The sequence below is a fragment of the Caballeronia sp. M1242 genome, from assembly GCF_017220215.1.
GTDB lineage: Bacteria > Pseudomonadota > Gammaproteobacteria > Burkholderiales > Burkholderiaceae > Caballeronia.
In genome coordinates this window covers 1,255,389-1,277,453 of record NZ_CP071129.1, presented here as the reverse complement: position 1 = coordinate 1,277,453, position 22,065 = coordinate 1,255,389, and the positions used below count along the sequence as shown (strand labels likewise).

Genomic DNA, 22,065 nt, shown 5'->3' with positions numbered 1-22,065 from the left:
GCTCAGCGCGTCACTTCGCCGGAAACTCCTTGTGGCCGCCGAAGCCGAAGCGCATCGCGGAGAGCATGCGCTCGGGGAACAGATCGGCGTCGCGCGACCGGAAGCGCGTGTACAACGCCGCCGAGAGCACCTGCGCGGGCACAGCTTCCTCGATGGCCGCCTCGATCGTCCAGCGCCCTTCGCCGCTGTCCGCCACGATGGTCGAGAAGTGTTCCAGCCCGCCGTCGCTCGCGAGCGCGCCCGCCGTCAGGTCCAGCAGCCACGACGACACGACGCTGCCGCGCCGCCACACTTCCGCGATATCCGCGAGGTCGAGCGAATAGCGCTCGTTCTCCGGAAGGTCCGTCGATTCCTTGTGCTTCAGAATGTGGAAGCCTTCCGCATACGCCTGCATTAGCCCGTACTCGATGCCGTTGTGCACCATCTTCACGAAGTGCCCCGACCCGACCGGCCCGCAATACATGTAGCCGTTCTCGACGCGCGGATCGCGTCCTTCGCGGCCCGGCGTCGCGGGAATGTCGCCGCGTCCCGGCGCGAGCGTCGCGAAGATCGGATCGAGCCGGCTCACGACGGCCTCGTCGCCGCCGATCATCATGCAGTAGCCGCGCTCCAGTCCCCAGATGCCGCCCGACGTGCCGACATCGACATAATGCACGCCCTGCTCCCTGAACTGCGCGGCGCGTCGAATGTCGTCCTTGTAGAAGCTGTTGCCGCCGTCGATCACCACATCGTCCGCTTGCAGGATCCTGTGCAGGTCCGAAAGCGTGTCCTCGGTGATCTTGCCGGCCGGCAGCATCAGCCAGATCACGCGCGGCGCGGCGAGCTTCGCCACGAGATCGCCGAGATCGTTCGAGCCGGTCGCGCCTTCGCTCGCGAGCGCGTCGGTGGCTTGCGGATTGTGGTCGTACACGACGCATTCGTGTCCGTCGCGCATCAGGCGGCGGCCGATGTTGCCGCCCATGCGCCCTAGCCCTACGATGCCGATCTGCATGTCGATCACTCCCCGGCCGATTTGACGCGCTCGATCTGCTTCTTCGCCGCTTCGTAGACGCCTTCGAGCGTGAAGCCGAACTTCGTCTTCAGCGCCTTCAGCGGCGCGGACGCGCCGAACGTGTGCATCACGATCGTCGCGCCGAAGCGCCCCACGTAGCGATCCCAGCCGAGCGTCGCGGCCTGCTCGACGGCCACGCGCGCGTGCACGTCCGGCGGCAGCACCGAGTCCTTGTATTCGTCGTCCTGCTTCTCGAAGATGTCCCACGACGGCATGGACACGACACGCGCCGCGATCCCCTCGCTCGTGAGCTTCTCCCATGCTTCGACGCACAGCGACACTTCACTGCCGGTCGCGAGCAGCAGCACTTCGGGCTTCTTGCCGCCCTCGGCATCGGCGAGCACGTAGGCTCCGCGCCGCACGCCTTCAGCCGACCCGAACTTCGTGCGGTCGAATGTCGGCAGCGGCTGGCGCGTGACGACGATGCACGACGGCTCCTTCGAGAACGACAGCGCCACGCGCCACGCCTCGCTCACTTCGTTGGCATCAGCCGGACGCAGCGTGCAGAGTCCCGGCACGCCGCGCAGCGAAGCCAGTTGCTCGATCGGCTGATGCGTCGGGCCGTCCTCGCCCACGCCGATGGAATCGTGCGTGAACACGTAGATCACCGGCACTTCCATGATCGCGGAGAGCCGGATCGGCGGCTTCATGTAGTCGCTGAAAATCAGGAACGTGGACGCGAACGGCCGCATGTTCGAGAGCGCGAGCCCGTTGGCGACCGAGCCCATGCCGTGCTCGCGAATGCCGAAGTGCAGGTTGCGCCCGGCGTAGTTGTCATGCTCGAAACTGCCCGCGCCTTCGAACTTGAGATTCGTCTTCGTCGATGGCGCGAGGTCCGCCGCGCCGCCGATCATCCACGGGATGCGCTTCGCGATGGCGTTGAGCACCTTGCCCGACGATTCGCGCGTCGCCATGCCCTTCGCGTCCGCCTCGAACGTCGGGATGTCGGCGTCCCAGTCATCGGGCAGCTTGGATTCGAGCATCTGCCACAGTTGTTTCGCCAGATCCGGGTTCTGCTTCTCGTAGTCGTCGAAGCGTTGCTTCCACTCCGCATGCGCCGCCTTGCCGCGCGCGCCCATGCCTTCGGCGAAGTGCTGCATGACGCCGTCGGGCACGAGGAACTGCGCATCTTCCGGCCAGCCGTAGAACTTCTTCGCGAGCTTGATTTCCTCGTCGCCGAGCGCCTCGCCGTGCGCCGCCGCCGTGTCCTGCTTGTTCGGCGCGCCCCAGCCGATGATGCTCTTCACGACGATCAGCGTCGGCTTGTCGGTCGTCGCCTCCGCTTCCTTCAGCGCGGCTTCGAGCGCGTTTGCGTCGTTGGCGTCGTCGACGTGCAGCGTGTTCCAGTTGTAGCCGCGAAAGCGCGATTCCACGTCGTCGCTGTATGCGAGGTCCGTGTGGCCTTCGATCGTCACGCGGTTGCTGTCGTAAATCCAGATGAGGTTGGACAGCTTCAGATGCCCGGCGAGCGATGCCGCCTCGTGCGAGATGCCTTCCATCATGTCGCCGTCGCCGCATAGCGCGTACACGCGGTAATCGAAAAGCGGCGCGCCCGACTTGTTGAAGTGCGCTTCCTTCCAGCGCGCGGCCATCGCCATGCCGACGCTGTTGCCGAGGCCCTGGCCGAGCGGCCCGGTCGTGGTTTCGACGCCGGCCGTCATCCGGAACTCCGGGTGGCCGGGCGTCTTGCTGTCGAGCTGGCGGAAGTGCTTGATATCGTCGAGCGACACGGCCGGGTTGCCGGTCGGCTTGCCGCTTTCGTCCACTTCCTTGACGCCTGCGAGGTGCAGCAGCGAATACAGCAGCATCGACGCGTGCCCGACCGACAGCACGAAGCGGTCGCGGTTCGGCCAGAGCGGCGCGTCGGGGTCGTAGCGCAGATGGTATTGCCAGAGATGGAACGCGACGGGGGCGAGCGCCATCGGCGTGCCGGGGTGGCCGGAATTGGCCTTCTGCACGGCGTCCATCGACAGCGTGCGGATCGTGTCGATCGTGAGGCGATCCAGATCTTGGGACTGCGGCGTTGCTTGAGACATGAGCGACGACTCCTTTCGCGAAGAGCGCGCTGAGGCACGACGGGCGCCTCAGCGGCAACCAGGACCATCGAGCAAGCGCAGTGCCTTGCTAAAAGGCACCGCGCCCGGGTGCGAGCGGCCGCGCGCAGCCGTTTCATGCTGGCGCGGCGGCTTTCGGCAGGACGCGAACGCGCGGTGTTCGAATGCGCGTTCGGTGTTTCAGCCGGGCGACGCGATGCAACGAAGGCGCACCGCCCGGATAGTGCATGCGGCTTCTGAGCCGCGAAAGTGCTTGAACATCAATGCTGACACATTCGCGGCGCGGCGGCCCGAATCATGCCTATGATTCATAGCCCGACTCACGGCGCGGGATTTGGCTGGCGCTCGTGCAGCGCCTCGATCTCGGCCAGAATCTCGTCGGACAGTTCGATGTCCACGCTCGCGATATTCTCCTGCAACTGCGCCATCGACGTCGCGCCGATGAGCGTGCTCGTCGTGAACGGCCGCGTGTTGACGAACGCGAGCGCGAGCTGCGTCGGGCTCAGACCGTGGCGCTTCGCCAGTTCGACGTAAGACGACGTCGCGGCGATCGCTTGCGGCTTGCTGTAACGCTGGAACCGCTCGAAGAGCGTGATGCGCGCGCCGGCCGGACGCGCCCCGCCCTCGTACTTGCCCGAGAGCCAGCCGAAGGCGAGCGGCGAATACGCGAGCAGACCGATGCCTTCCTTGTGCGTGAATTCGGACAAGCCCAACTCGTAGGTACGATTCACGAGACTGTACGGATTCTGAATGCTGACGATGCGCGGCAGCCCGGCCTTCTCCGCTGCGCGCAGAAACTGCGACACCCCCCACGGCGTTTCGTTCGACACGCCGACATAGCGAATCTTTCCTGCCTTGACGAGATCGCCGAGCGCGGCGAGCGTTTCTTCGATCGGCACCGTGTATTCGTCGTCGATGTACGGATACGCCGAACGGCCGAAGGTCATCGTGCTGCGGTCCGGCCAATGCAGCTGGTACAGGTCGACGTAATCCGTCTGCAGGCGCTTGAGGCTGCTGTCGATCGCCTCGTTGATGTTCTCGCGGTCGAACTGGTTGCCCGCGCCGCGAATGTGACGCGGATTATGCGGCTGGCGCGCGGGCCCGGCAATTTTGGTCGCGAGCACGATATCGCCGCGTTTGCCCGCGTTCTTCGCGAGCCACGTGCCGATGTATTCCTCGGTGCGGCCCTGCGTCTCGGGGCGCGGCGGGACCGGGTACATTTCGGCGGCGTCGATCAGGTTCACGCCTTGCGCAAGCGCATAGTCGATTTGCTCGTGCGCCTCGCTCTCGGTGTTCTGCTCGCCCCAGGTCATGGTGCCGAGCCCGATGAGGCTCACGTCTACGCCCGAATCGCCCAGTTTCCGATACTTCATCGCTTCGTTCCTTTTTGTTGACGCCTGCTGGCGCGGTTCCACGGCGGCATTGCCGACAAGCGCAGAAACTACCATAGGCGCGCGAGGTCTGCTCCGCCGATAGAATGCAAGGCTTAGCGATGCAGCGAAACCGGTTCCGGAGCTTGCAGTTCGCTTGATGTGGCTTACCGATAACGTCTTCCAACGACCAACCACGCAGCCGATGTCATCCTCCACGACGCCCAGCCAGTCCGACGAAGCGAAGCCCGGTTCGTCGCTGATCGTTTCTCTCGTCGCCGCGACTTTCTTCATGGAGAACCTGGACGGCACGATCATCGCGACCGCCATGCCGCAGATGGCGCACTCGTTCGGCGTGCATCCGGCCGACATGAGCCTCGGCATCACCGCGTATCTTCTGACGCTCGCCGTCTTCATTCCGATCAGCGGCTGGGCGGCCGACCGCTTCGGGCTGCGCACGGTGTTCGGCAGCGCGATCGCGGTGTTCACTGCGGCCTCCGTGCTGTGCGGCGCGACGTCCACGTTGCCGGCGTTCGCCGCGGCGCGCGTGCTGCAAGGCATCGGCGGCGCGATGATGGTGCCGGTCGGCCGCCTGGCCGTGCTGCGCGCCACGCCGAAGGACGGACTGATGCGCGCGATCGCCATCATCACGTGGCCGGGGCTCGTCGCGCCGGTGATCGGACCGCCGCTCGGCGGCTTCATCACCACGTATTCGTCGTGGCGCTGGATCTTCTATCTGAACGTGCCGCTCGGTCTGATCGGCTTGCTGCTGACGCTGCGCCATATCGACAACGTGCGCGAAGACGCAAACCGCCGCTTCGATTTCGCGGGCTTCGTGCTGTGCGGCGTCGCCTGCACGACGCTTCTTTACGCGATGGAACTGATCGGGCGCAACGACGCGTCGTGGAGCATAATCGGCGCGCTCGTCGCAGTGGGCGCGGCGGCGGGGATCGCGTCGTGGCGATATCTGATGCGGGCGACGCAGCCGGTGGTCGATTTGTCGGCGCTGAAGGTGCACACCTTCGCCGTGGCGATGGGCGGCGGGTCGCTCTTTCGAATCGCGATCAGCGCCGCGCCGTTCCTCTTGCCGCTGATGTTTCAGGTCGGCTTCGGCATGAACGCGTTCATGTCGGGACTGCTCACGCTCTCCGTCTTCGCCGGCAATCTGGCGATGAAACTCGTCACCACGCCCGTCATGCGGCGCTTCGGCTTCAGGCCGGTGCTGGTGGTCAACGGGCTCATCGCCGCGCTCTCGCTTGCCGCGATGAGCCTGCTCGCGCCTTCGACGCCCACGCTCGTCATCGTCGTCGTCTTGTTCGTGAGCGGCCTGTCGCGCTCGCTCCAATTCACCGCGCTCAATACGCTCAGCTTCGCCGACGTGCCGAAGACGCAGATGAGCGGCGCCTCCGCGCTATCCAGCACGCTGTTTCAGATGTCGATGGGCGTGGGCGTCGCGGCCGGCGCCATCGCGCTGCGCATCGGCGAATGGTTGCACGGGCATGACGCGCACTCCATCGGTCCGGAAGATTTCGGCGTGGCGTTCCTGATCGTGGCGTTGATCGGGGCGCTGGGTGTGATCGATCTGTGGCGTCTTCCCAAGGATGCCGGCGCGCTGGTTTCGGGGCATGTCAAAGGGAAGGCTACGGAGCGTTAGACGCGTGAGAGGCGCGCAATGCGAGCGTTGCCGAACTGGAAGCGTTGGTGGTGTCCTGCAAGGCTCGCACGGGCGGGGACGCTTACAAGACTCAGAACGGTTCAGAGGTTCGGAACGGCCGCTGGTTCGAAGCTCTAAAAAGGTCGCCAGGCACCAAAGGCTCGGAAGGTTTGAGACGCTTTCAAGACTGCCCACAGTTCCAGGGTTCGGAACGGCTGCTGGCTTGGCGCCTCGGAAAGGTCGCCCGGTTCCACAGGCTTGCAAGATCGGACCAGGTTAAAGGTTTGCGCGCTCGCGCCGTAAACCCGCGTATGAACCTGCAAAGTCTCGAATCTCTCGCCGCGTTGAGCGAAGCCGTCGCCGTGATCCGCCATGCGCGCGGGCTGAAGAATCCGGACGACCTGCCGACCGGCACGCCCGAATGGCAAGTCGCCAGCGACGCCTTCGCCGACGACTTCCTGCGCGCGCTCGACGGCGAGCCGACCGTCCGCGCGTGGTGGACGATCTAGGCTTCGCCTCACCCCTAGCGTCTGAGTGAATCCAGCCAGCCGAGCGCAATCGCCGCATTGACGATTACGCCGGCCGTCGCCGCGAGCGCCGCGATCATCGTCCAGAACGCCGACCGGCGCGATGCCTCCGCGGATTCGCGAGCGAGTTGCGCCGCGTCGTTGGCCGACGACACCGACGCGAACATCGCCCGGAACTGTTCGTCCTGACGCGCGGTGTCCTTCGCGTGCAGCCATGCGCGCTTGTGCGCCGCTTCGGGGTCGGCGGAGGGCGCCGCGTCGAGTTGCGCGCGTATCGACGCTTCGCCGGCCGCTTCGTAGCTACGAAACCGCGCCTCTCTCGCTTCGTCCGCGCCTTCTTTCTGATGCTCGGCCATATCCGCTCGCGCGCCGCTTAAGAAGCGCCTAGCGGTCGCTTGACATCGCCTTCAGGCGATCGTTGCCGGCATCGCGCGCGGCGTCGGCCGTGGCGAAGTTGTCTTCGGACACCAACGCGCGCTTGACCTCGCCCGCCGCGAAATCGACGAGCGTGATGACCCACACGAACCCGCCGCCCTGTTCCGCCGTCTGCACGAATGCACGCAGCTTGCCTTCATTCGACGATGCCATCTGATCCTCCACGATCGTCCAAGCGATAGACACTCACGCCTCGAAGTCCAGCCCGCCGAGCAGCACCGACGGCTCCGCCTGCGAGCGCGTCGGTACATCCACTTCGCGGGCGTCCTGCCATGCGCGCAGCTTGTCGCCGAGCGCGTCGAGATAACGCTGCAAACGTGCTTCGCCGCCGGGACGCAGCAATCGCTCGATTTCTTCGTTGTCCCACGTCAGGAAGACGTTCATGTCGAACGGATAACGCCGCGAGCGCGCGCCATCGTCCGACGGCGGCGTGCTCACGCGCAGCCGCGCCGGCTCGCGCGGATTGCCGCCGGCTACGATTTCGACGCGCAATTTCGCATCGACCACGCGGGCCACGCCCTCGGCAATGCGCGGCATGATTTCGGTTTCGAACCTGTGCGCCTGTTCGCGATTCAACGCCTTCCTCTCAAGCCAGATTCAGACGTGCGGCAAGTCTTCGAGCGATTTCTCGATCTGCCCTTCCTGCACGCGCGCCTCGATGCCCACGTGGCCGTTCGAGTACGGCAATGCGGTGACTTTGGGTCCGAGAAACGTGCGGCCGCCTAGCCTGAAGAGCGTGCGCACTTCCTTGCCGCTTTTGATGGCGTCCACGACTTGATGGACGTCGACGATGGCGGTAGGCGCCGTCCAGTCGTTCGTCGCGGAATCGAAGCTGCCCCAGCGCACATTGGTCACGCGGTCGTTGACCCAACGCACGCCGTCGATCGCCAAAGTAGCCATAGCTGTCTCCGTGGTCGTTCGTTCGGGGTGGTGGTGCGTTGATGCTAGCACGGTGCGGGCGCGGTGCGGGGGCTGTGTTTAGCGGCGGAAAAGCAAAAAGCAGAAAGCAAAAAGCAGAAAGCCCGGTCGCGATGACCGGGCTTTTCGTATGAATTCTTTGGGGTGGCTGATGGGACTCGAACCCACGACGACAGGAATCACAATCCTGGACTCTACCAACTGAGCTACAGCCACCGCTGACAACTGCTGATTTGCTACTTCGCTTACTACTTCTCGTATTTGCAAGATTGCCTGCCAATCGAGAAGCGAGATTATACGAACAAAGTATTTGCTTGCCTAGTCCTCTTGAGCATTCTTTTACGATCGACGCGTACTGTCACGACTCGACCGCTTCCGCCGCTTCGCGCAAGTAAGTGCGCGCCTCGTCGAAGATGCTCAGATCGCCCTTCGGAAGCCGGCGGCTGTCCGACAGCGTGCGCCGCCATCCGCGCGCACCCGCGACGCCGCGATATAGCCCCAGCGCATGGCGCGTCACCGCGCCGAGATACGTGCCGCGCGCGAGTTCGGCGCGCGCGTAGTCGATCAACTGGCCTTCGATTTCCTCGCGCGTCGGCACCGGCGTCGTCGCGCCGTAAAACCGCGTATCGACGCCCGCCAGCACGTAAGGATTGTGGTACGCCTCGCGCCCGAGCATGACGCCATCGACATGCTTCAGGTGCTCCTCCACTTCGTCGAGCGTCGTGATGCCGCCGTTGATCGAGATCTCGAGATGCGGGAAGTCGCGCTTCAACCGGTACGCGTAGTCGTACTTGAGCGGCGGAATCTCGCGGTTCTCCTTCGGGCTCAGGCCCTTCAGGATCGCATTGCGCGCATGGACGATGAAAACGTCGCAGCCCGCCTGCGCCACCGTGCCGACGAAATCGCGCACGAACGCGTAGTCCTCGACCGCATCGACGCCGATGCGATGTTTGACCGTCACCGGAATCGACACCGCGTCGCGCATCGCCTTCACGCAGTCCGCGACGAGTTCCGGCTCCTTCATCAGGCATGCGCCGAATGCGCCCCGCTGCACGCGCTCCGACGGGCAGCCGCAGTTCAGGTTGATCTCGTCGTAGCCCCACTGTTCGCCGAGTTTCGCGCTCTTGGCGAGATCGGCCGGTTCGCTGCCTCCCAGTTGCAGCGCGACGGGCGACTCGGCCGGCGTGAACGCGAGATGACGCGCGACATCGCCGTATAGCAGCGCGCCCGTCGTGACCATTTCGGTGTAAAGCCACGCGTGATGCGACACCATACGATGCAGCGAGCGGCAATGGCGATCGGTCCAGTCCATCATGGGAGCGACGGACACGCGGCGGGGACTGGTTTTCGAAGCGGCGGACATGGCAGACGTCTGTTTCAGCTAATCCGCGATTTTACCGCAGCGCGCAATGAGCGGTTCTCGGCGCGCATCCCGAATCTTTCCCCGCGCCCGCTGTCACACCGAACATGCGACGCCCGCGTGCGTCGAGCCTCGCGGAGACTGACATGAAAAGCAAATCGATCGCGGCCGCTGCGCTGCTGTGCGCGGCGTTCGCCGCACAGGCGCAAACCGCGCGACCGGGACCGGACGAAGGCGCGTCCATGGTCAAGCCGCCCAGCGCGCCAGGTTCACCGGCAACGAGCGCTGCGCGTCCCGACAATCCCGACAACATGCCGGTCAAGCGCCCCGCGCCGCCGCCCAACAGCGACCGCATGCTGCATCACAGTCCCGCGAGCGACGCCATCGCGAAGTAGGCATCGGCTCCGGCTGGCGAGCGCGCGCCCCTATAATGGCGCTCGTCCCGATTTTCGCGCGAACCGCGTTCTCGCCTGCCAGCGGTCCAGCCAATGCAAAAACTCATTCTGCCGTTCGTCTCCGGTTTTCTCGCCGCACTCTTTTTTCGCGAATCGACGCTCGCGCTGCTGCATGCAGCCGGAATGATCGACGCCGCCGGCTTTTCGACGGCGCCGTTCCTGCCGCCCGGCATTCCGGAGTTCATCGCCAATGCGTTGTGGAGCGCCGTGTTCGGCGTATTGATGGCGTGGCTGTTGCGCGTCGCGCCGGAACACCGCGCGCCGTGGATCGGTGCGCTCGTGTTCGGCGGCATCGTGCTGACGGCGGTCAGCGCGTTCGTGATCGATCCGGCGCGCGGCATCTGGCCGAGCGGCAACATGCTGCCGCGCCTCGCGCCGGGCTTCATTGCGAACGCTATCTGGGGCTGGGGCGCGCTGGTTTTCATGCGCGCTTTCATGGCGGGTAGCGAGACCGCCTGAACGCAAACACAAGCGGCCAAGCGGCCGCTTCCATCAGTCCTTCAACGACCGCAGCGGATGCGTCGCCGGCGTCCAGGCGCTGTCGAACATGCGCTCGACGTCATCGGGCCGCACGTCTTCTGCGCGCGCCACTTTCCATTGCGGCTGGTTGTCCTTGTCGACGATGCGCGCCCGGATGCCTTCCAGCACGTCGCCCCGCTCGAAGACCGAGCGCGTGAGATCGAGATCGCGGCGCAGCGTTTCGGCCATCGTCGAGAAGCGCGCGCGGTCGACCTGCTGAAGCGACACATCGACGGAGAGCGGCGAGCGCTCGCGCAATGCGGCCGCCGTGGCGTGCAGCCATTCGTTGCCGGATGCCTCCGCGTCCCGCTCCAGCGAAGCGAGAATGGCCGCGCCGTTGCCGGCCGCGAAATGCTTGTCGATGAGCGTACGCGCCTCGGCGAGCGCGCTCGTATCCGGAATCGGCGACACCTTGTACTTCGTAGTCTCGCTCTCGACAAAGCGCACGATCGCGACGCCATCCAGAAAACGCTGATGACGCAGCGATTCGATCAGGCCGGGCAGCGCGCCGTCGTCGAGATACGCGTCGGCCAGGCGGGCATAGAGCGCATCTGCCGGGCCGATGCTCGCGCCGGTGGCGGCGAGATAGCGGCCGATCGCGCCGGGCGCGCGGGCGAGGAACCAGCTCACGCCGACATCCGGAAAGAGACCGATGCGCGTTTCCGGCATGGCCATTTTCGTGGATTGCGTGACGATACGCAGTCCGCCGGTATGATGCGCGCCTTGCGAGATGCCCATTCCGCCGCCCATCACGACGCCGTTCACCACGGCGATATACGGCTTCGGGAACGTGAAAATGGCGTGATTGAGCTTGTATTCTTCCGTGAAAAAGGCGTCGATCGAATCGCGGTCGCCGGCCTTCGCCGCTTCATAGAGAAAACGGATGTCGCCGCCGGCGCAAAACGCGCGCACGTGCGGGCTGTAGACGATTACGGCGCGAATCGCCTGATCGTGACGCCAGGCGCGCAACGCCTCGCCGATGGCGTGCAGCATGGAGGGCGTCAGCGCGTTCAACGCTTTCGGGCGGTCGAGCGCAATGAAGCCGATGCCGTTAGCGGTGTCAATACGAATGTCTTCGGTGGTCATCGTGTCGAGAAGTCGAAACGGTTCGTACGGTCACTTCACTCAGCAGGCGGCGAGCCACGCATCGAGCGACAACTCGACGAGTTCTCTCGCCGCGACGTCGGCGCTTGCCGCGCCGTTCAATTGTAGCGCGGTGATGCCATGCAGGTTCGCCCAGAAAGCCTGCGCGCAGGCAGCCGCAGCCGCGCCGGACGGCAGTCTTACGAGCCGGTTCGCTGCCTGAAGTTCAAGGAACGCGTCCGCTATCAGCGAAAGCATGGCGGCGCTGTCGTCCGACACGTTTGCGCTGTTGGCGTTCGCATGGTCCATGAACATCAGGCGGTACGTTTCCGGCTCGTCGAGCCCGAACTGCACATAGGCGAGGCCCAACGCTCTCAGGCGCGCGGCGGCATCGGCGATGCTCGCGTGCGGCTCGAAAGCCGCCCGCAGTTGCGCATGCCCTTCTTCGCGCAACGCCCGCTCGATTTCCCCGCGATTCCGAAAATGCAGATACAGCGCGGCGGGCGAGTAATCGATCGCCTCCGCGAGCTTGCGCATCGAGAGCGACGCGAGCCCTTCCCTTTTGACAATGCCGCGCGAGACTTCGAGTATGCGCTCGCGCAGCGCGTCGCGCTGCTGCTTCTTATGTCGTGACTGGCGCGTGGGCGCGTCGTCGACACTCATACGAGGCATGGTCGGCTCCGCCCGTTTTGATGCCGCTTTCGAAGACGAGCCGCGTACTGGCGGACTCGCGGACCGGAGACGGTCAGACGATCATCGGACCGTCGTCGTCGCGGCGAGATCCCGATGCCGCGCGATACAGCGGCTCCTCCGAGTCGCCGAGCACGACCGACGAAAACACGATGCAAAAGCCCAGAATCAGGACACCGACCGCCGCCCAGATGAGCCACAGTGCATTGGACTCGACGAGCGCGTGAAGAAAGGAATGAAACATGACGACCCCGCGCGATTTTTATAATGGCTGCTCAACTCATGCAAAGGCTGATGAGCAAGTGACATGCCGAGCGAATCGCATCGCAAGCGGCAGAATGACAGGATCTTACTCCGTTGCTGCGCCGCGGGAAAGCGTGCGCGGCCCTTTCAGGCGCGGCTAAATGGTCGATCAGACGCTTCAAGCCGTTACACGTGCAGCCGCTAGTCGACGATCACGCGCCCCGGCGGAAAGTGGCCGCTTTTCAGCAGCACCGGCATGCCCTGAGTGACCTGCAAATGTTCGCGCGCCACCGCTTCGATGCGGGCGCGGCCGGCATCGAATGCATCGATCCAGCCGGCGCTGTCGAAAGTCTTTGCGCCAAAGTGGTCTTCGAGCGCTTCGACGGAAATCGCGCATGGCACGCGTCGGCCATCGACGAGCGCAGCGAATTCGATCGTGAGATTGGAATCGCGATAATCGGGCGCGTCGGAAAGAAAACGAATGTTCATGAGACTCTCGTGGATCGGGCGGCGGACGGCAGGTGGTGCTCGCACCCGCACGCGGTGAGGTTGACGCACTCGGTTCGGTACGCGGGGACCGCTTGGCTGGCGTGCGCGTGAATCGATTCGCGGTCTATGGTACTCGCGCTCGCGCCGCGGGGTCCAGCGGCGCGACGCGCAGACACCTCAAGGATCGAGCACGTCTTCGTTCACGTCGACGACGAGCAGCGAGCTCGCGAGCGGGTCTGTGTAATTGAAATCAAGCGAACGCGTCATGTCGCGCACGCGCTCGCAGACGCGCTGCCGCGCTTCATCCGACAAAGGCGGATAGTCGCGCAGCACTCGCGCGTCGAAGCGGTAATGCACGCCCCAGCCGATATTGCCCGCATGATTCGCCACCCCGCCCGTGCGCCAGCTTACGAACAGCGCGGGCGCAACGTCGGCTCCGCCCCCGATCTCGATGATGTCCGCGCCGATCGGGAACAGGTCGACGAGGCAGTTCGCGATATCGTAGAGCACCGCATGGCGAAGATGGATCGGGCGCATCACGTCGGTTGCAGCAGTCGGTCGATGTAATCCCGCGCCGCCTTCTCGACGCTTGCGAGCGCTTCGTCTTCGGTGGCGAAGCGTTGCTCGGGACCGAGATCGACGAGCGCCTCGAAGTGACGCGGTTCGTCCGGTCCGTTCTGCGCAAGGCTCACGGACCCGACATAGATCGCCGTGCCGGGCTCACCCGGCTTCGCGTCGTGTGTCGGAACGAGCCGCGCCGATGCGCTGATGTAATAGCCTCGATACGGGCCCGTCACTCTATCGACCATTCCATTGCCTCCGTATGTGTTCCGGGATATGCGTTCGGTCGCGCTCCATCATGCGTTCGACGGCAAATCCAACCGATGCCCCAGTAGCATAAGGCGCGCGACCCGGAAAATAGTTCACGGCTCGTCGGGCCGTGATCGATGACGCGAGTTCGTCGATTCACGCATCGCAAGCATTGCGCCCGCACTGCTTCATGCCGTGCGCTCGGCTTCCTGCATGCGGGCTATGGGACAATGCTCATCCCAAAATACGGCGGCTCCGAACACAACGAGGAAAAGATGAATCGAAACGATCGGCCGATGCGCCGACTCCCGGCGTGCGCAAGCACGATGCCGAAAGCAGTGCGCGCGGCGAGCATTAGCGCGGCCATCGTACTGGTCGCGAGCCTCGGCGCATGCGCTTCGTCGAACGAAGCGTCGCTGATCAATTTGCCGGATGGCCAGACGGGCTATGCCGTCAATTGCAGCGGCGCGGACGCGGGCTCAAGCTGGGCGAGCTGCTATGTGCTCGCGGGCAAGGCGTGCGGCGCGACGGGCTATGACATCGTCTCGAAGGACAATGAGGAAGGCGGGCCGAGCGGCGGCGGAATTAGCAACGTGATCTCGGCGAACGTGAAGAACCGTTCGATGATCGTGAGGTGCAAGTAGAGGCAACCGGCAACGACAAGGCGCGCTCGCCCGCGTGGCCGGACCCTCAGCTATGGTCCAGCGACAGTGCCGCGAAGCTATGGCCGAGCACGGCGCAGAGCGCTTCGACGACCATCTGGTGATCGCCGCGCTGCGGCAAGCCCGACACCGTCACGGATCCGATGACGCCGGCACTCGCGACGCGGATCGGGAAGCTGCCGCCGTGCGATGCAAAATGCGCGGGATCGAGGCCGAACTTGTCGGCGAGCGTGGTGCCCGCCTGTTGCAACGTGAGACCGATGGCATACGAGCTGCGTCGAAAGTGCTCGACCGTCTTCGATTTGCGCTCGGCCCAGCGCGCGTTGTCCGGGCTCGTGCCATCGAGCGCGGCGAAGAAGAGCCGCTGACCGAAGGTGCGCACGTCGATCACCACGGCAGCATCGCGGGCCAGCGCCATCTCGCGCAATTGCGTGCCGAGTTGCCACGCCTGATCGGCGTGAAACTGCGGAAAGACGAGCGTGTTTTCCTGATGCGCGATGGTTTGCAGGTCGTGCGGAATGTCCATGAGCGGCGCCTCTTCGTTAGCGTGGTGGCTGTTGTCGAATGGGGGATTTTGACACGGGCGCGCGCTGGGTGAGCGATTCGATAGAATCTTGAGGCGAGCGCAATGTGGGAACCAACTGCCTATTGAATTCGCTCGGGAATGGCTTCCCACTCATGACCGGCATTGCAGCGCCATAGCATCTTCGCCTCCATGCCACGGTAATCCTGTGTCAGGCACCGCCCCCTCCTCTGCGTGCAGCGAGTGCCTGCATGTCCGCGATGGTCTTGCGATAAACCATGGTCTACAAGTCCCTACCGAGTCTTCTTGAGCTCACGTCTGGTTGTATCTGCCGCTGCGGTGACGATCGATCCCGCAGCGGTGTTCGCGCTCTTCGAAGGCATTAGCGCGAACATGGTAGGCCAACCACTTTTCCGGATAACGGGATTCGCCGTGTCGAATGCTTTAGGTATTGCCTTGGCAACCGCATGTGATCGCGCGGTGGCGCGCTACAACATCAAGTATTTTCGCGGGCTCGAACGCTTCATCAGAAGGGCACACCCTCAAATTCCATGAGCGGATAAAGCGTCTGCTCACCGCCCACGTGCAGCACCAAGCGCGTCGCATGATGGAAGCTCGAATAGCGGCCTACGAAACGACTTAGCACATCGCCGAAGAGCGCGACGTCTCCCGGCCCGGCGAAGGCGGACGCGTCGAGTCGAACATGCACTCGAATCTCGAAGCGCATGTGACCTTTGCCGACTGTCTGATGCTTGGCCAGTCGGACGTCCTCGATTGCGTCGATGCGCCGTTCGGTCCCAGGGTCAGGCGACCAGTCGTAGAGTTCGAGCGCTTCACGTAACGCCGGCGCCCCCGCCATACCGATCATGTTGAGTTCGTTCGCGCCGCCCGCCGTGTAGTGTCCCAGCACGCGCCAGTCATACTCCGGGTGATGGCGCGGCGGATACACCGGCAGGGTCGGCGCAGTCAAATTGCGCACCGATGCAATGCCGGTAAAGCCCGACACCGTCTCGGTGATCGTCGCCTCGGCCAGCGCCATACGTGGCAGGCGACCGTTGTTCGCCAGCGCGCGCACCGTCAGGTACCGATCCGGCTCTGGGCGGTTTTCCTCGCGCTGGGCGTCCGACTGAAAGCGCTCCCAGAGCTGGCCCGAGAGTGTCAGCCAAAGCTCGCGTCCCGTTACACCAAATCGCTTCGAAGTATGGAAGTACCGCTCTGGCTTCTCGTAACGCAGCATCCAGCCGCGGTGCTGGAAACTCGTGAACGCGCCGTAAGCGTGACGGGCGCTATCCTCAGTATCGGCAGCGGTCACCGCGAGCACCTCGTACGGTTCAATGTAGTCGGCCGCGCCCGGTTGCACGAGAACGCGGTGTTCGCGGTCATGCCAGTCCGTGGGCCGCAGCGGCAATGCGTCCACTTCGAACAGGTTGATCACCGGCGTGCAGAAGAGGCGAAAACTCTCGCGACTAATCGGATAGTCGCCGGGCACGCGACCACCCAGTTCGATCTCGAAGCTCATGTGTGACTCGCCCGCCGGCAGCATCGAGGCATCGAAGCCGCACAGATCGACGAAGTGGAATTTCTGCGGAAACACGAAGTACTCGAGCAGCGCCTGTTCGCGGTCCAGACTGCGGTCGCGCTCGCGCTCCGTGACGGGCCACAGCCGTGTGGCGGGTCCAAATCCCGCGGCCTCGAAGCGCACGGCATGGAGCGCCTGTAACTCACCATTGCGTACCGAGGGCAGGCGCAGGCCAATCGAGGCAACGTGCCGTGTCAGCGCTGCATACAGCGCGGCGGCGGCAGGCCGATCGCCGTGCAGATACAGACGGATGCGGGACAGGTCCGTGGCCTCGCGCTGTTCGCCCAGCGATAGCCTGAACGTAAGGCGGATAACCGTGCGCCCGCCATCGCGGGTAGCGACCTGCGCATCATCCACCGAAAGCGGCATCAGTCGCACGGGCTGCGTCGTCCGATAGTGACATCGCACCCGATCGGGACCGACCGGCGCCGAGCGCACGACGGCGCCCGCCGGGATCTGCGCCACGCTCGCGGCTCCGTGTCCAAGCGGCGTGCATTCGATGATCGACAGCGAGGGAACCGCGCGCGCCGCATGTTCGTACAGATTGTCGATCAGCGCTTCGGTGAACTCGGGGTTGCCGTCATCGAGTTTCATACGCAGCCGCGCCATGAGCAGCGCGAAGCCCTCGAACGTCGCACGCACGCTCTCGCTCAGTTCTCCGTAGCGCGTGCCCATGCGACGGGCGGCCTCGGGCTGGGCTGTGGCGAACTCGGCGCATGCCGCGCGTAGATAGCGCATCTCCGCGTCGAAGTACTTGAGGAACGGATTCTCGTGTTCGAGGGCGGAGTGCTTCCACGGGGCGGTCATGGCTGCAACTCCGGTGGCAACGGCGGTAAAGACGGCGGCCCGGCGAGTGTGCCTCCCTTGCCGACGAGGAAGACCCGTTGCGGCATCTTGAAGCCGCGTAGCTTGAGAAGATCAAGCGGTCCTGCGCCGACCTGCGCTTTGAGGTCATAGTGCAGCCCAAAGCCGTTAGCTTGATTGAACGTCAGCGCATAGGTCGTGCTGTCCAGCGGCTTGACCTGAGCGGTGCCGAGCAAGCGCAGCCATGCCCACTCCCCGTTTGCGGCGAACGCCAGGCGCGTCCCTGCGTCGATGGATTCCCAGGTCAACTGCACGTGTCCGTTTTGCCCGTTCCCCGGCCACACGATCGGCGTGTACGTCTCCGACTGATTGAAGTATTCGATCTTCGTACCGTCGATGGTCAGGATGCTTCGTGTGACGTCTGGATTCGGATGCGGCATGATCTGGAAGCGATAGCCGGCTTCTCCTTGCGCATAGAGTTGCGCGCCGAGCGTCGACAACTGACGCAGCGCGGCCAGGAACTCGGGATCGAATTGCAATGTCTGTGGCGCGAGTTCGCTCGGTGCCCAAGCGTTGCCCTGAGGCTGGAGCGTGCCCGCAAGTTGCGTTGTCACGAAGCGCGAGATCAGGCCCGTGTCCGGTTTGATAAATCGGCCCAGCTCGACGAACGAGGCATCGGAACTGGTGTCCGAGAACGGGTAATGGCCATCGAAAGTATTGGCGAAAGGCGCGGCAACCGACACGCGCCACGCTTCATTCAGGCTTGCCGCTGCAGGTTGCAGGATGGTTTGCCACGCGACGTCGAGCGGACGGGCGAACAGCGCGTCGCCAAATCCCGACCACTGCGAGCCGAGGCTCGCGGCGGTGAGCGCTGCATCGTCGCGCGCCTGCGTGAGTTCGGACAGCTTGCCTTGGAACACCGCTTGTGCCATCTGCCGCGCCATCGCCTGCGCGTCGGCGCTAGTGGCGATCTGCTGTAGCTTCAGACGCATGGTGGTGGCCACCGTCAAAAAGTGCGCGAGGCTCACGCCGCTGAAGTCGCCTACATTCATGCTCGCTCTATCGTTGGTTTTACCATTCCCGTTGCCGCTGCCGGTGACCACGTCGTCACCCATCAGCGCCAGCAACGGGCCGAAGGGCTTGTCCAGCGGATTAATTTCCGGCGCGGCTGTCATGTCGGCTTTGCTGCCGATCAAATCCTGGGCCTTGCGCACTAGCGTGTCGGGCGGAGCCTGCGAAGGACGGCCTGCCTGTGCCTGATATTGAACTGATTTCATCAGCGCGATCAGCGGCGAAGTCTGAGCGTCCGTCAGACGGGTGAGCTGCGTGATCGCGTCGCTCAGGTTCGACGCATTGCGCCACTGAATGCTATTGAGCATCGCCTGCCAGGCGGCGGCGTATTCGGCGAAGTACCGAGCACGCAGGCGCTGCTTCACTTCCGCGATGTCCTGCTGCGCTTGCAGCGCCGCGCCCGGCACACGAGCCGCGCGCTCGTCGGCAAGCACCCAATCCGAGGTGACGCGCCCTTCCTTGGCAGCCTTGTCGATTGCCTCGCTGATCATGCCGTCCCACGCGGCGCGCGTGTAGACGCCCGGTACCGTCTGACTCGTCGTGAAGAGACCGCGCGCATCCGCGCCATTGATGAGCGTGGCCAGCGACATGTCCGCGTACTTGCCCTTCGCCTGTTCGAGGACCGATTGATAGAGCGTGTCGTCGGAATTCTGCAAACCGACTTGATTAACGAGCATGTTACGCGCGGCTTGGGTCAGATCGTTCGAGGCAGCAAGCGCCCATTCCGGATGCAAACGCAGATGCGATGCGTAAAACGACGTAAGACGTTGGGAGGTGTCCAACCATTCACCGGCGCTCATGTCGGCGACGGCTGGCCACGCGGCGAGCACTTGTTTGACGAGATACGCGGCGTTTGCATGTTGCGGTTGCGCCAGCATCAAATAGGTCTTGAGCGCCTGATAGTCGCGCTGCTGCTCAGCGGTGCTGGGAAGCGCGTCGGCGCGGGACTGTGCAAGTTGCGTGAGCGTCGCTTCGAGCTGACGGGCGGCCGGATCGCGTAGATTGCGCCCCGCCACTGTGGCATACGAGGGCCATAGCGCCGCGAGGACTTGATCATTGTGGTTCAGACCCGCGCGCAGATGCCACGGTGCGCCGTGCTGCTGGCGATATTCCAGCGCGTCGATTTCTTGTTGCAGCGCGAGCTGCGTGCGCAAGGCTGTAGGCGTGCCCGGCTTCGCGGCAAGCGCGGTTTCGGCTACCGCTTGCGCATTCACCATGACAGAACGGTTGCCGATGAACGAGACGATCAACGCAGCGCACCAGCCCATCGCTGCCATCGTCACAGAGGCCGCGAGCGCGTTGGGCCAGTAGAAACCGACGCGGCGTCCATCGTGCGGCTTCACACGGGCGCCAATCTCGACCCAGATGGATTGCAATGCGCGAGGCTGCTCACTCACCACACGAGCGTGCTTTGAAAGGCGCTCGGCCACATCCTTCGCGATGTCTTCCTGATCAGCGGGCACCGGTGTCGGTACGGTAGGTGCGGCAAAGACGGGCGCGAACATCACGCCCCCTAGCGGTGCGCGCCGCCATTTCGACACGCAATGCGTCTGCCACATGTTCATCACGCGCTCGCGCTGCGCGGTGATGTACTGCGACACCTGAGCAAGCCATACATTCGGCGCGGGCCGCGCGCACAACTCGACGCTTGCATCGGCTGTCACCAACTCGAGCACGCTCAGTTGATGGTTCAGCGACGCTTGTGCAGCTTGTGCATCGGTGTTCAGCCGCACTCTCGTCAATGCGCCGACCGGAGAAAATTCGTCCCGATGCTCACCGCTCGCGGGGACCGCATGAAGAAAGATGATCGGTGCGCCCCAGCCGAGATCGCGAGACAGATTCGAGACCGCGCGCGGCAGTTCGTCGTCGGGCAGCAATGCCTGACCGGTCCGCACCACGGGGATCACCGCATCGACCGGATATCGGCGACGCAAGCGGCGAAGCTGGCGGCGCCAGGTTTGTGCATCGATGCCATTGGGTGCGGCATGGACGAGGACGATATCGCTCGTGCGCATCACGCCGGTTTGTTTCAGGTCCGGCGCCACCGCCTCGATCAGCGCATCGTCGCCCGCGAGCATAAGCCAGGGCATTGCGCCCCGCCAGCGCCAGCCGAACGAATTGCGCAACTCCTCATGAAGATCTTCCAGGCGGGCGTCATATTTGAGCTGCGTCTCGCGCTTCTGCTTGTCTCCCAGACGGTCGATGCGATTCGCCAGTTTCTCGTAGATACCCGCCCAGAGTGCTGCGGCGTGCATCAGCAGCACAATGCCGAGCGCGCCCAAAATCTTGAGAAGCGCCGAGATACGCATTTCGAGCGTGTTCAGCTTCGTGATGCCGGGATAGCCCCACCACGCCAGCGCAGCAAGAACCGCGGCGATCAGCATGGCGGCCAGCGGCACCCCCCAGAGTTTGAGAAAGCCGGAGGATGTGCCTTCGACCTGTTGAGAATCAAGCGACTTCAAATTGCTGCTCGGGGTGGTCATGCGGAACTTGTTGCTGTACGTGGAGAACGACGGCCTGTGTCCGGTCCAGGATCAGGTGCGGACCTGTCGATCCAGATTCGATGGCCGCTGCAATTGAAAGCCACGGCGTGACCGCGCCTGCATCACCCACGACACGATCGAGTCGGCGGTGCGTTTCGTGTGTGATGATGCCGGCAAAGGTGGCTTGTTTGAGTTCGTCGAGCAGCGTGCGGTCATGCTCGGCGTCAAGGCGCGTGATCCACGCGAGGGTGATGTCGCGCGGCTCGGCCTTGCCCCAAAGCGCTGCGTTCAGCGCGAGATCACGCAGCGTTTCAACTTCAGGTCGATCTTCGATCGGGCGATGCACAAAGGCGACCGCTTGCACCGACTCCGGGAGCTGATAGAAGCCCGCGTTCAGCAACACGGCGACGGCAGCCTCGCCGCTTCGTTCAGGCGGCTGCGTGTCGTGCCACGCGTAGGCCAAAACGAGTAGCGCGCGTCGCTCGCGTGCGTCAAGCCAGCCGTCAGCGATCAGCAGGCTGTGCGCTTCGGCTACGGCGGCGCAGTCGAGCGCAGGAAGGCCCGCCAGACGCAGGGCGTCGCGTGCGTGCTGCTGCGCCTGATCAGCGCGATCAAGCGGCGCCAATATGCGCACGAGCGGCGCGTATTCGGGCCCGTACTGGGACAAGGCTTGCAGCGTGGGCACGAGCGGTTCGATAGCACGGGCCAGTTTCAGGACGACCGTGGCGATGCGGGGTGGCGGCTGAAGCGTTAGGAGAGGCGCGTCACTGTCGGGATCGCCGTCGTCCCAGTCGGGCGCAAGCATAGGCTCTTCGGACCACGAACCGTCCTCGAAACGGTTGTGAACGACGTGGCCCACGCCATTGCGCGGCCCTTGTGATTTGAACAACGGCGTCTTCGCCGCGACGACAGCCGAAAGATTCGATGTCACGGACGCCACGGCATAGCCCACGCCCAGCACTTGCAAAGGCTTTCGTGCGACACGCAGACGTTCGGCGAGGCGCTTGGCTCGGGCCCGGTTGCGATTGTGCGCGTGGGTCCACATCGCCTCGTAACCGAGGCGGGCGATACAGAGCAGTACGAGAAATGCGAAATTCGGCACGCCGATAAGGACGCACCAGAATGACGGCCCGCTCGCGGGTGCATTCGCCGACCAGGCAAGCAGCATTAGCGGTACGCCCAACGCGCAGCACGCGAGCCATATTCCCAGCCACGGCAGCAGGCGCGGGCCGTGGGTAGGATACGGATAAGGCATGCCAACAGCGGACAGATCAACCGGCATGCG

The 22,065-nt window shown here is 64.2% G+C and carries 24 protein-coding genes and 1 tRNA gene; 6 read left to right on the top strand and 19 right to left on the bottom strand.

Features of this window, described 5'->3' with window-relative positions:
- Positions 1-10: 10 nt before the first annotated feature.
- The 3 genes from gnd to JYK05_RS05915 form a co-directional block, all read right to left on the bottom strand.
- A complete protein-coding gene (gnd, locus tag JYK05_RS05925; RefSeq protein WP_241269886.1) occupies positions 11-1,012 on the bottom strand; it encodes a phosphogluconate dehydrogenase (NAD(+)-dependent, decarboxylating) in 1,002 nt (333 codons plus the stop codon).
- Entirely contained in the window at positions 997-3,087 is a 2,091-nt protein-coding gene (gene tkt, locus JYK05_RS05920; protein ID WP_206468079.1) for a transketolase, read from the bottom strand. The genes gnd and tkt overlap by 16 nt, the downstream gene beginning before the upstream one ends.
- Positions 3,088-3,425: 338 nt before the next feature.
- Positions 3,426-4,478: an NADP(H)-dependent aldo-keto reductase gene (locus tag JYK05_RS05915; RefSeq protein WP_206468078.1), complete on the bottom strand. Its 1,053-nt coding sequence runs from the start codon at positions 4,476-4,478 to the stop codon at positions 3,426-3,428.
- Between the two features lie 202 nt (positions 4,479-4,680).
- Between JYK05_RS05915 and JYK05_RS05910 the strand changes: the two genes are divergently transcribed.
- Positions 4,681-6,129 (top strand): MFS transporter, encoded by a 1,449-nt coding sequence (locus JYK05_RS05910; RefSeq protein WP_206468077.1) that lies wholly within the window; start codon positions 4,681-4,683, stop codon positions 6,127-6,129.
- Between the two features lie 311 nt (positions 6,130-6,440).
- Entirely contained in the window at positions 6,441-6,638 is a 198-nt protein-coding gene (locus tag JYK05_RS05905; protein ID WP_175940220.1) for a hypothetical protein, read from the top strand.
- A 14-nt stretch (positions 6,639-6,652) separates the two neighbouring features.
- On the opposite strand, the gene JYK05_RS05900 is transcribed toward JYK05_RS05905, so the two are convergent.
- The 6 genes from JYK05_RS05900 to dusA form a co-directional block, all read right to left on the bottom strand.
- Positions 6,653-7,012 (bottom strand): hypothetical protein, encoded by a 360-nt coding sequence (locus JYK05_RS05900; protein WP_175940219.1) that lies wholly within the window; start codon positions 7,010-7,012, stop codon positions 6,653-6,655.
- Positions 7,013-7,040: 28 nt separating this feature from the next.
- The gene (locus JYK05_RS05895; protein ID WP_175940218.1) at positions 7,041-7,244 is read right to left on the bottom strand and encodes a hypothetical protein; all 204 of its coding nucleotides are present in this window, start codon (positions 7,242-7,244) and stop codon (positions 7,041-7,043) included.
- A 33-nt stretch (positions 7,245-7,277) separates the two neighbouring features.
- Entirely contained in the window at positions 7,278-7,667 is a 390-nt protein-coding gene (locus JYK05_RS05890; RefSeq protein WP_175940217.1) for a DUF5594 family protein, read from the bottom strand.
- A 21-nt stretch (positions 7,668-7,688) separates the two neighbouring features.
- Complete coding sequence (locus tag JYK05_RS05885) at positions 7,689-7,991, bottom strand: hypothetical protein (RefSeq protein ID WP_206468076.1); 303 nt, start codon at positions 7,989-7,991, stop codon at positions 7,689-7,691.
- A gap of 158 nt (positions 7,992-8,149) precedes the next feature.
- A tRNA-His gene (locus JYK05_RS05880) sits at positions 8,150-8,225 on the bottom strand.
- A 142-nt stretch (positions 8,226-8,367) separates the two neighbouring features.
- Positions 8,368-9,372: a tRNA dihydrouridine(20/20a) synthase DusA gene (gene dusA / locus JYK05_RS05875; protein WP_206468075.1), complete on the bottom strand. Its 1,005-nt coding sequence runs from the start codon at positions 9,370-9,372 to the stop codon at positions 8,368-8,370.
- Between the two features lie 143 nt (positions 9,373-9,515).
- On the opposite strand from dusA, the gene JYK05_RS05870 reads away from it, so the two are divergent.
- Complete coding sequence (locus JYK05_RS05870; RefSeq protein ID WP_206468074.1) at positions 9,516-9,764, top strand: hypothetical protein; 249 nt, start codon at positions 9,516-9,518, stop codon at positions 9,762-9,764.
- 93 nt (positions 9,765-9,857) lie between these two features.
- The gene (locus tag JYK05_RS05865) at positions 9,858-10,283 is read left to right on the top strand and encodes a hypothetical protein (protein ID WP_206468073.1); all 426 of its coding nucleotides are present in this window, start codon (positions 9,858-9,860) and stop codon (positions 10,281-10,283) included.
- Between the two features lie 33 nt (positions 10,284-10,316).
- Here the strand turns inward: JYK05_RS05865 and JYK05_RS05860 are convergent, their stop codons facing one another.
- The 6 genes from JYK05_RS05860 to JYK05_RS05835 form a co-directional block, all read right to left on the bottom strand.
- Positions 10,317-11,429, bottom strand: a complete 1,113-nt coding sequence (locus tag JYK05_RS05860) for an enoyl-CoA hydratase/isomerase family protein (protein ID WP_175940212.1) — start codon at positions 11,427-11,429, stop codon at positions 10,317-10,319.
- A gap of 39 nt (positions 11,430-11,468) precedes the next feature.
- Positions 11,469-12,098 carry a TetR/AcrR family transcriptional regulator gene (locus JYK05_RS05855; RefSeq protein ID WP_241269855.1) on the bottom strand — a complete coding sequence of 210 codons (630 nt, stop codon included), beginning with the start codon at positions 12,096-12,098 and terminating at the stop codon, positions 11,469-11,471.
- A 73-nt stretch (positions 12,099-12,171) separates the two neighbouring features.
- Entirely contained in the window at positions 12,172-12,360 is a 189-nt protein-coding gene (locus JYK05_RS05850) for a hypothetical protein (RefSeq protein WP_175940211.1), read from the bottom strand.
- Between the two features lie 200 nt (positions 12,361-12,560).
- Positions 12,561-12,848, bottom strand: a complete 288-nt coding sequence (locus tag JYK05_RS05845) for a DUF1488 domain-containing protein (RefSeq protein WP_175940210.1) — start codon at positions 12,846-12,848, stop codon at positions 12,561-12,563.
- Between the two features lie 177 nt (positions 12,849-13,025).
- Complete coding sequence (locus JYK05_RS05840) at positions 13,026-13,385, bottom strand: hypothetical protein (RefSeq protein ID WP_241269885.1); 360 nt, start codon at positions 13,383-13,385, stop codon at positions 13,026-13,028.
- The gene (locus JYK05_RS05835) at positions 13,385-13,657 is read right to left on the bottom strand and encodes a hypothetical protein (RefSeq protein ID WP_175940208.1); all 273 of its coding nucleotides are present in this window, start codon (positions 13,655-13,657) and stop codon (positions 13,385-13,387) included. The genes JYK05_RS05840 and JYK05_RS05835 overlap by 1 nt, the downstream gene beginning before the upstream one ends.
- A 327-nt stretch (positions 13,658-13,984) precedes the next feature.
- Between JYK05_RS05835 and JYK05_RS05830 the strand changes: the two genes are divergently transcribed.
- Positions 13,985-14,302: a hypothetical protein gene (locus tag JYK05_RS05830; RefSeq protein ID WP_371826416.1), complete on the top strand. Its 318-nt coding sequence runs from the start codon at positions 13,985-13,987 to the stop codon at positions 14,300-14,302.
- Positions 14,303-14,348: 46 nt separating this feature from the next.
- Here the strand turns inward: JYK05_RS05830 and JYK05_RS05825 are convergent, their stop codons facing one another.
- A complete protein-coding gene (locus JYK05_RS05825) occupies positions 14,349-14,846 on the bottom strand; it encodes a heme-degrading domain-containing protein (RefSeq protein ID WP_206468071.1) in 498 nt (165 codons plus the stop codon).
- Positions 14,847-15,149: 303 nt separating this feature from the next.
- Between JYK05_RS05825 and JYK05_RS05820 the strand changes: the two genes are divergently transcribed.
- Positions 15,150-15,398: a hypothetical protein gene (locus tag JYK05_RS05820; RefSeq protein ID WP_206468070.1), complete on the top strand. Its 249-nt coding sequence runs from the start codon at positions 15,150-15,152 to the stop codon at positions 15,396-15,398.
- Here JYK05_RS05820 and tssF read toward each other — a convergent pair.
- The 3 genes from tssF to JYK05_RS05805 are packed head-to-tail and all read right to left on the bottom strand — an operon-like array spanning position 15,370 to position 22,062.
- Positions 15,370-17,229 (bottom strand): type VI secretion system baseplate subunit TssF, encoded by a 1,860-nt coding sequence (gene tssF / locus JYK05_RS05815; RefSeq protein WP_206468069.1) that lies wholly within the window; start codon positions 17,227-17,229, stop codon positions 15,370-15,372. The two genes, JYK05_RS05820 and tssF, sit on opposite strands and share 29 nt — an antisense overlap.
- Positions 17,226-20,780, bottom strand: a complete 3,555-nt coding sequence (locus JYK05_RS05810) for an ImcF-related family protein (RefSeq protein WP_206468068.1) — start codon at positions 20,778-20,780, stop codon at positions 17,226-17,228. Before JYK05_RS05810 ends, tssF begins: the two co-directional genes overlap by 4 nt.
- Positions 20,746-22,062 carry a hypothetical protein gene (locus JYK05_RS05805; protein ID WP_206468067.1) on the bottom strand — a complete coding sequence of 439 codons (1,317 nt, stop codon included), beginning with the start codon at positions 22,060-22,062 and terminating at the stop codon, positions 20,746-20,748. Before JYK05_RS05805 ends, JYK05_RS05810 begins: the two co-directional genes overlap by 35 nt.
- Positions 22,063-22,065: the final 3 nt, after the last annotated feature.

Coding starts and splice junctions, on each gene's coding strand:
- tkt (WP_206468079.1), bottom strand. CDS start 3,087: ATGTCTCAAGCAACGCCGCAGTCCCAAGATCTGGATCGCCTCACGATC.
- JYK05_RS05915 (WP_206468078.1), bottom strand. CDS start 4,478: ATGAAGTATCGGAAACTGGGCGATTCGGGCGTAGACGTGAGCCTCATC.
- JYK05_RS05910 (WP_206468077.1), top strand. CDS start 4,681: ATGTCATCCTCCACGACGCCCAGCCAGTCCGACGAAGCGAAGCCCGGT.
- JYK05_RS05905 (WP_175940220.1), top strand. CDS start 6,441: ATGAACCTGCAAAGTCTCGAATCTCTCGCCGCGTTGAGCGAAGCCGTC.
- JYK05_RS05900 (WP_175940219.1), bottom strand. CDS start 7,012: ATGGCCGAGCATCAGAAAGAAGGCGCGGACGAAGCGAGAGAGGCGCGG.
- JYK05_RS05895 (WP_175940218.1), bottom strand. CDS start 7,244: ATGGCATCGTCGAATGAAGGCAAGCTGCGTGCATTCGTGCAGACGGCG.
- JYK05_RS05885 (WP_206468076.1), bottom strand. CDS start 7,991: ATGGCTACTTTGGCGATCGACGGCGTGCGTTGGGTCAACGACCGCGTG.
- dusA (WP_206468075.1), bottom strand. CDS start 9,372: ATGTCCGCCGCTTCGAAAACCAGTCCCCGCCGCGTGTCCGTCGCTCCC.
- JYK05_RS05870 (WP_206468074.1), top strand. CDS start 9,516: ATGAAAAGCAAATCGATCGCGGCCGCTGCGCTGCTGTGCGCGGCGTTC.
- JYK05_RS05865 (WP_206468073.1), top strand. CDS start 9,858: ATGCAAAAACTCATTCTGCCGTTCGTCTCCGGTTTTCTCGCCGCACTC.
- JYK05_RS05860 (WP_175940212.1), bottom strand. CDS start 11,429: ATGACCACCGAAGACATTCGTATTGACACCGCTAACGGCATCGGCTTC.
- JYK05_RS05855 (WP_241269855.1), bottom strand. CDS start 12,098: ATGCCTCGTATGAGTGTCGACGACGCGCCCACGCGCCAGTCACGACAT.
- JYK05_RS05850 (WP_175940211.1), bottom strand. CDS start 12,360: ATGTTTCATTCCTTTCTTCACGCGCTCGTCGAGTCCAATGCACTGTGG.
- JYK05_RS05845 (WP_175940210.1), bottom strand. CDS start 12,848: ATGAACATTCGTTTTCTTTCCGACGCGCCCGATTATCGCGATTCCAAT.
- JYK05_RS05840 (WP_241269885.1), bottom strand. CDS start 13,385: ATGCGCCCGATCCATCTTCGCCATGCGGTGCTCTACGATATCGCGAAC.
- JYK05_RS05835 (WP_175940208.1), bottom strand. CDS start 13,657: ATGGTCGATAGAGTGACGGGCCCGTATCGAGGCTATTACATCAGCGCA.
- JYK05_RS05830 (WP_371826416.1), top strand. CDS start 13,985: ATGCCGAAAGCAGTGCGCGCGGCGAGCATTAGCGCGGCCATCGTACTG.
- JYK05_RS05825 (WP_206468071.1), bottom strand. CDS start 14,846: ATGGACATTCCGCACGACCTGCAAACCATCGCGCATCAGGAAAACACG.
- tssF (WP_206468069.1), bottom strand. CDS start 17,229: ATGACCGCCCCGTGGAAGCACTCCGCCCTCGAACACGAGAATCCGTTC.
- JYK05_RS05810 (WP_206468068.1), bottom strand. CDS start 20,780: ATGACCACCCCGAGCAGCAATTTGAAGTCGCTTGATTCTCAACAGGTC.
- JYK05_RS05805 (WP_206468067.1), bottom strand. CDS start 22,062: ATGCCGGTTGATCTGTCCGCTGTTGGCATGCCTTATCCGTATCCTACC.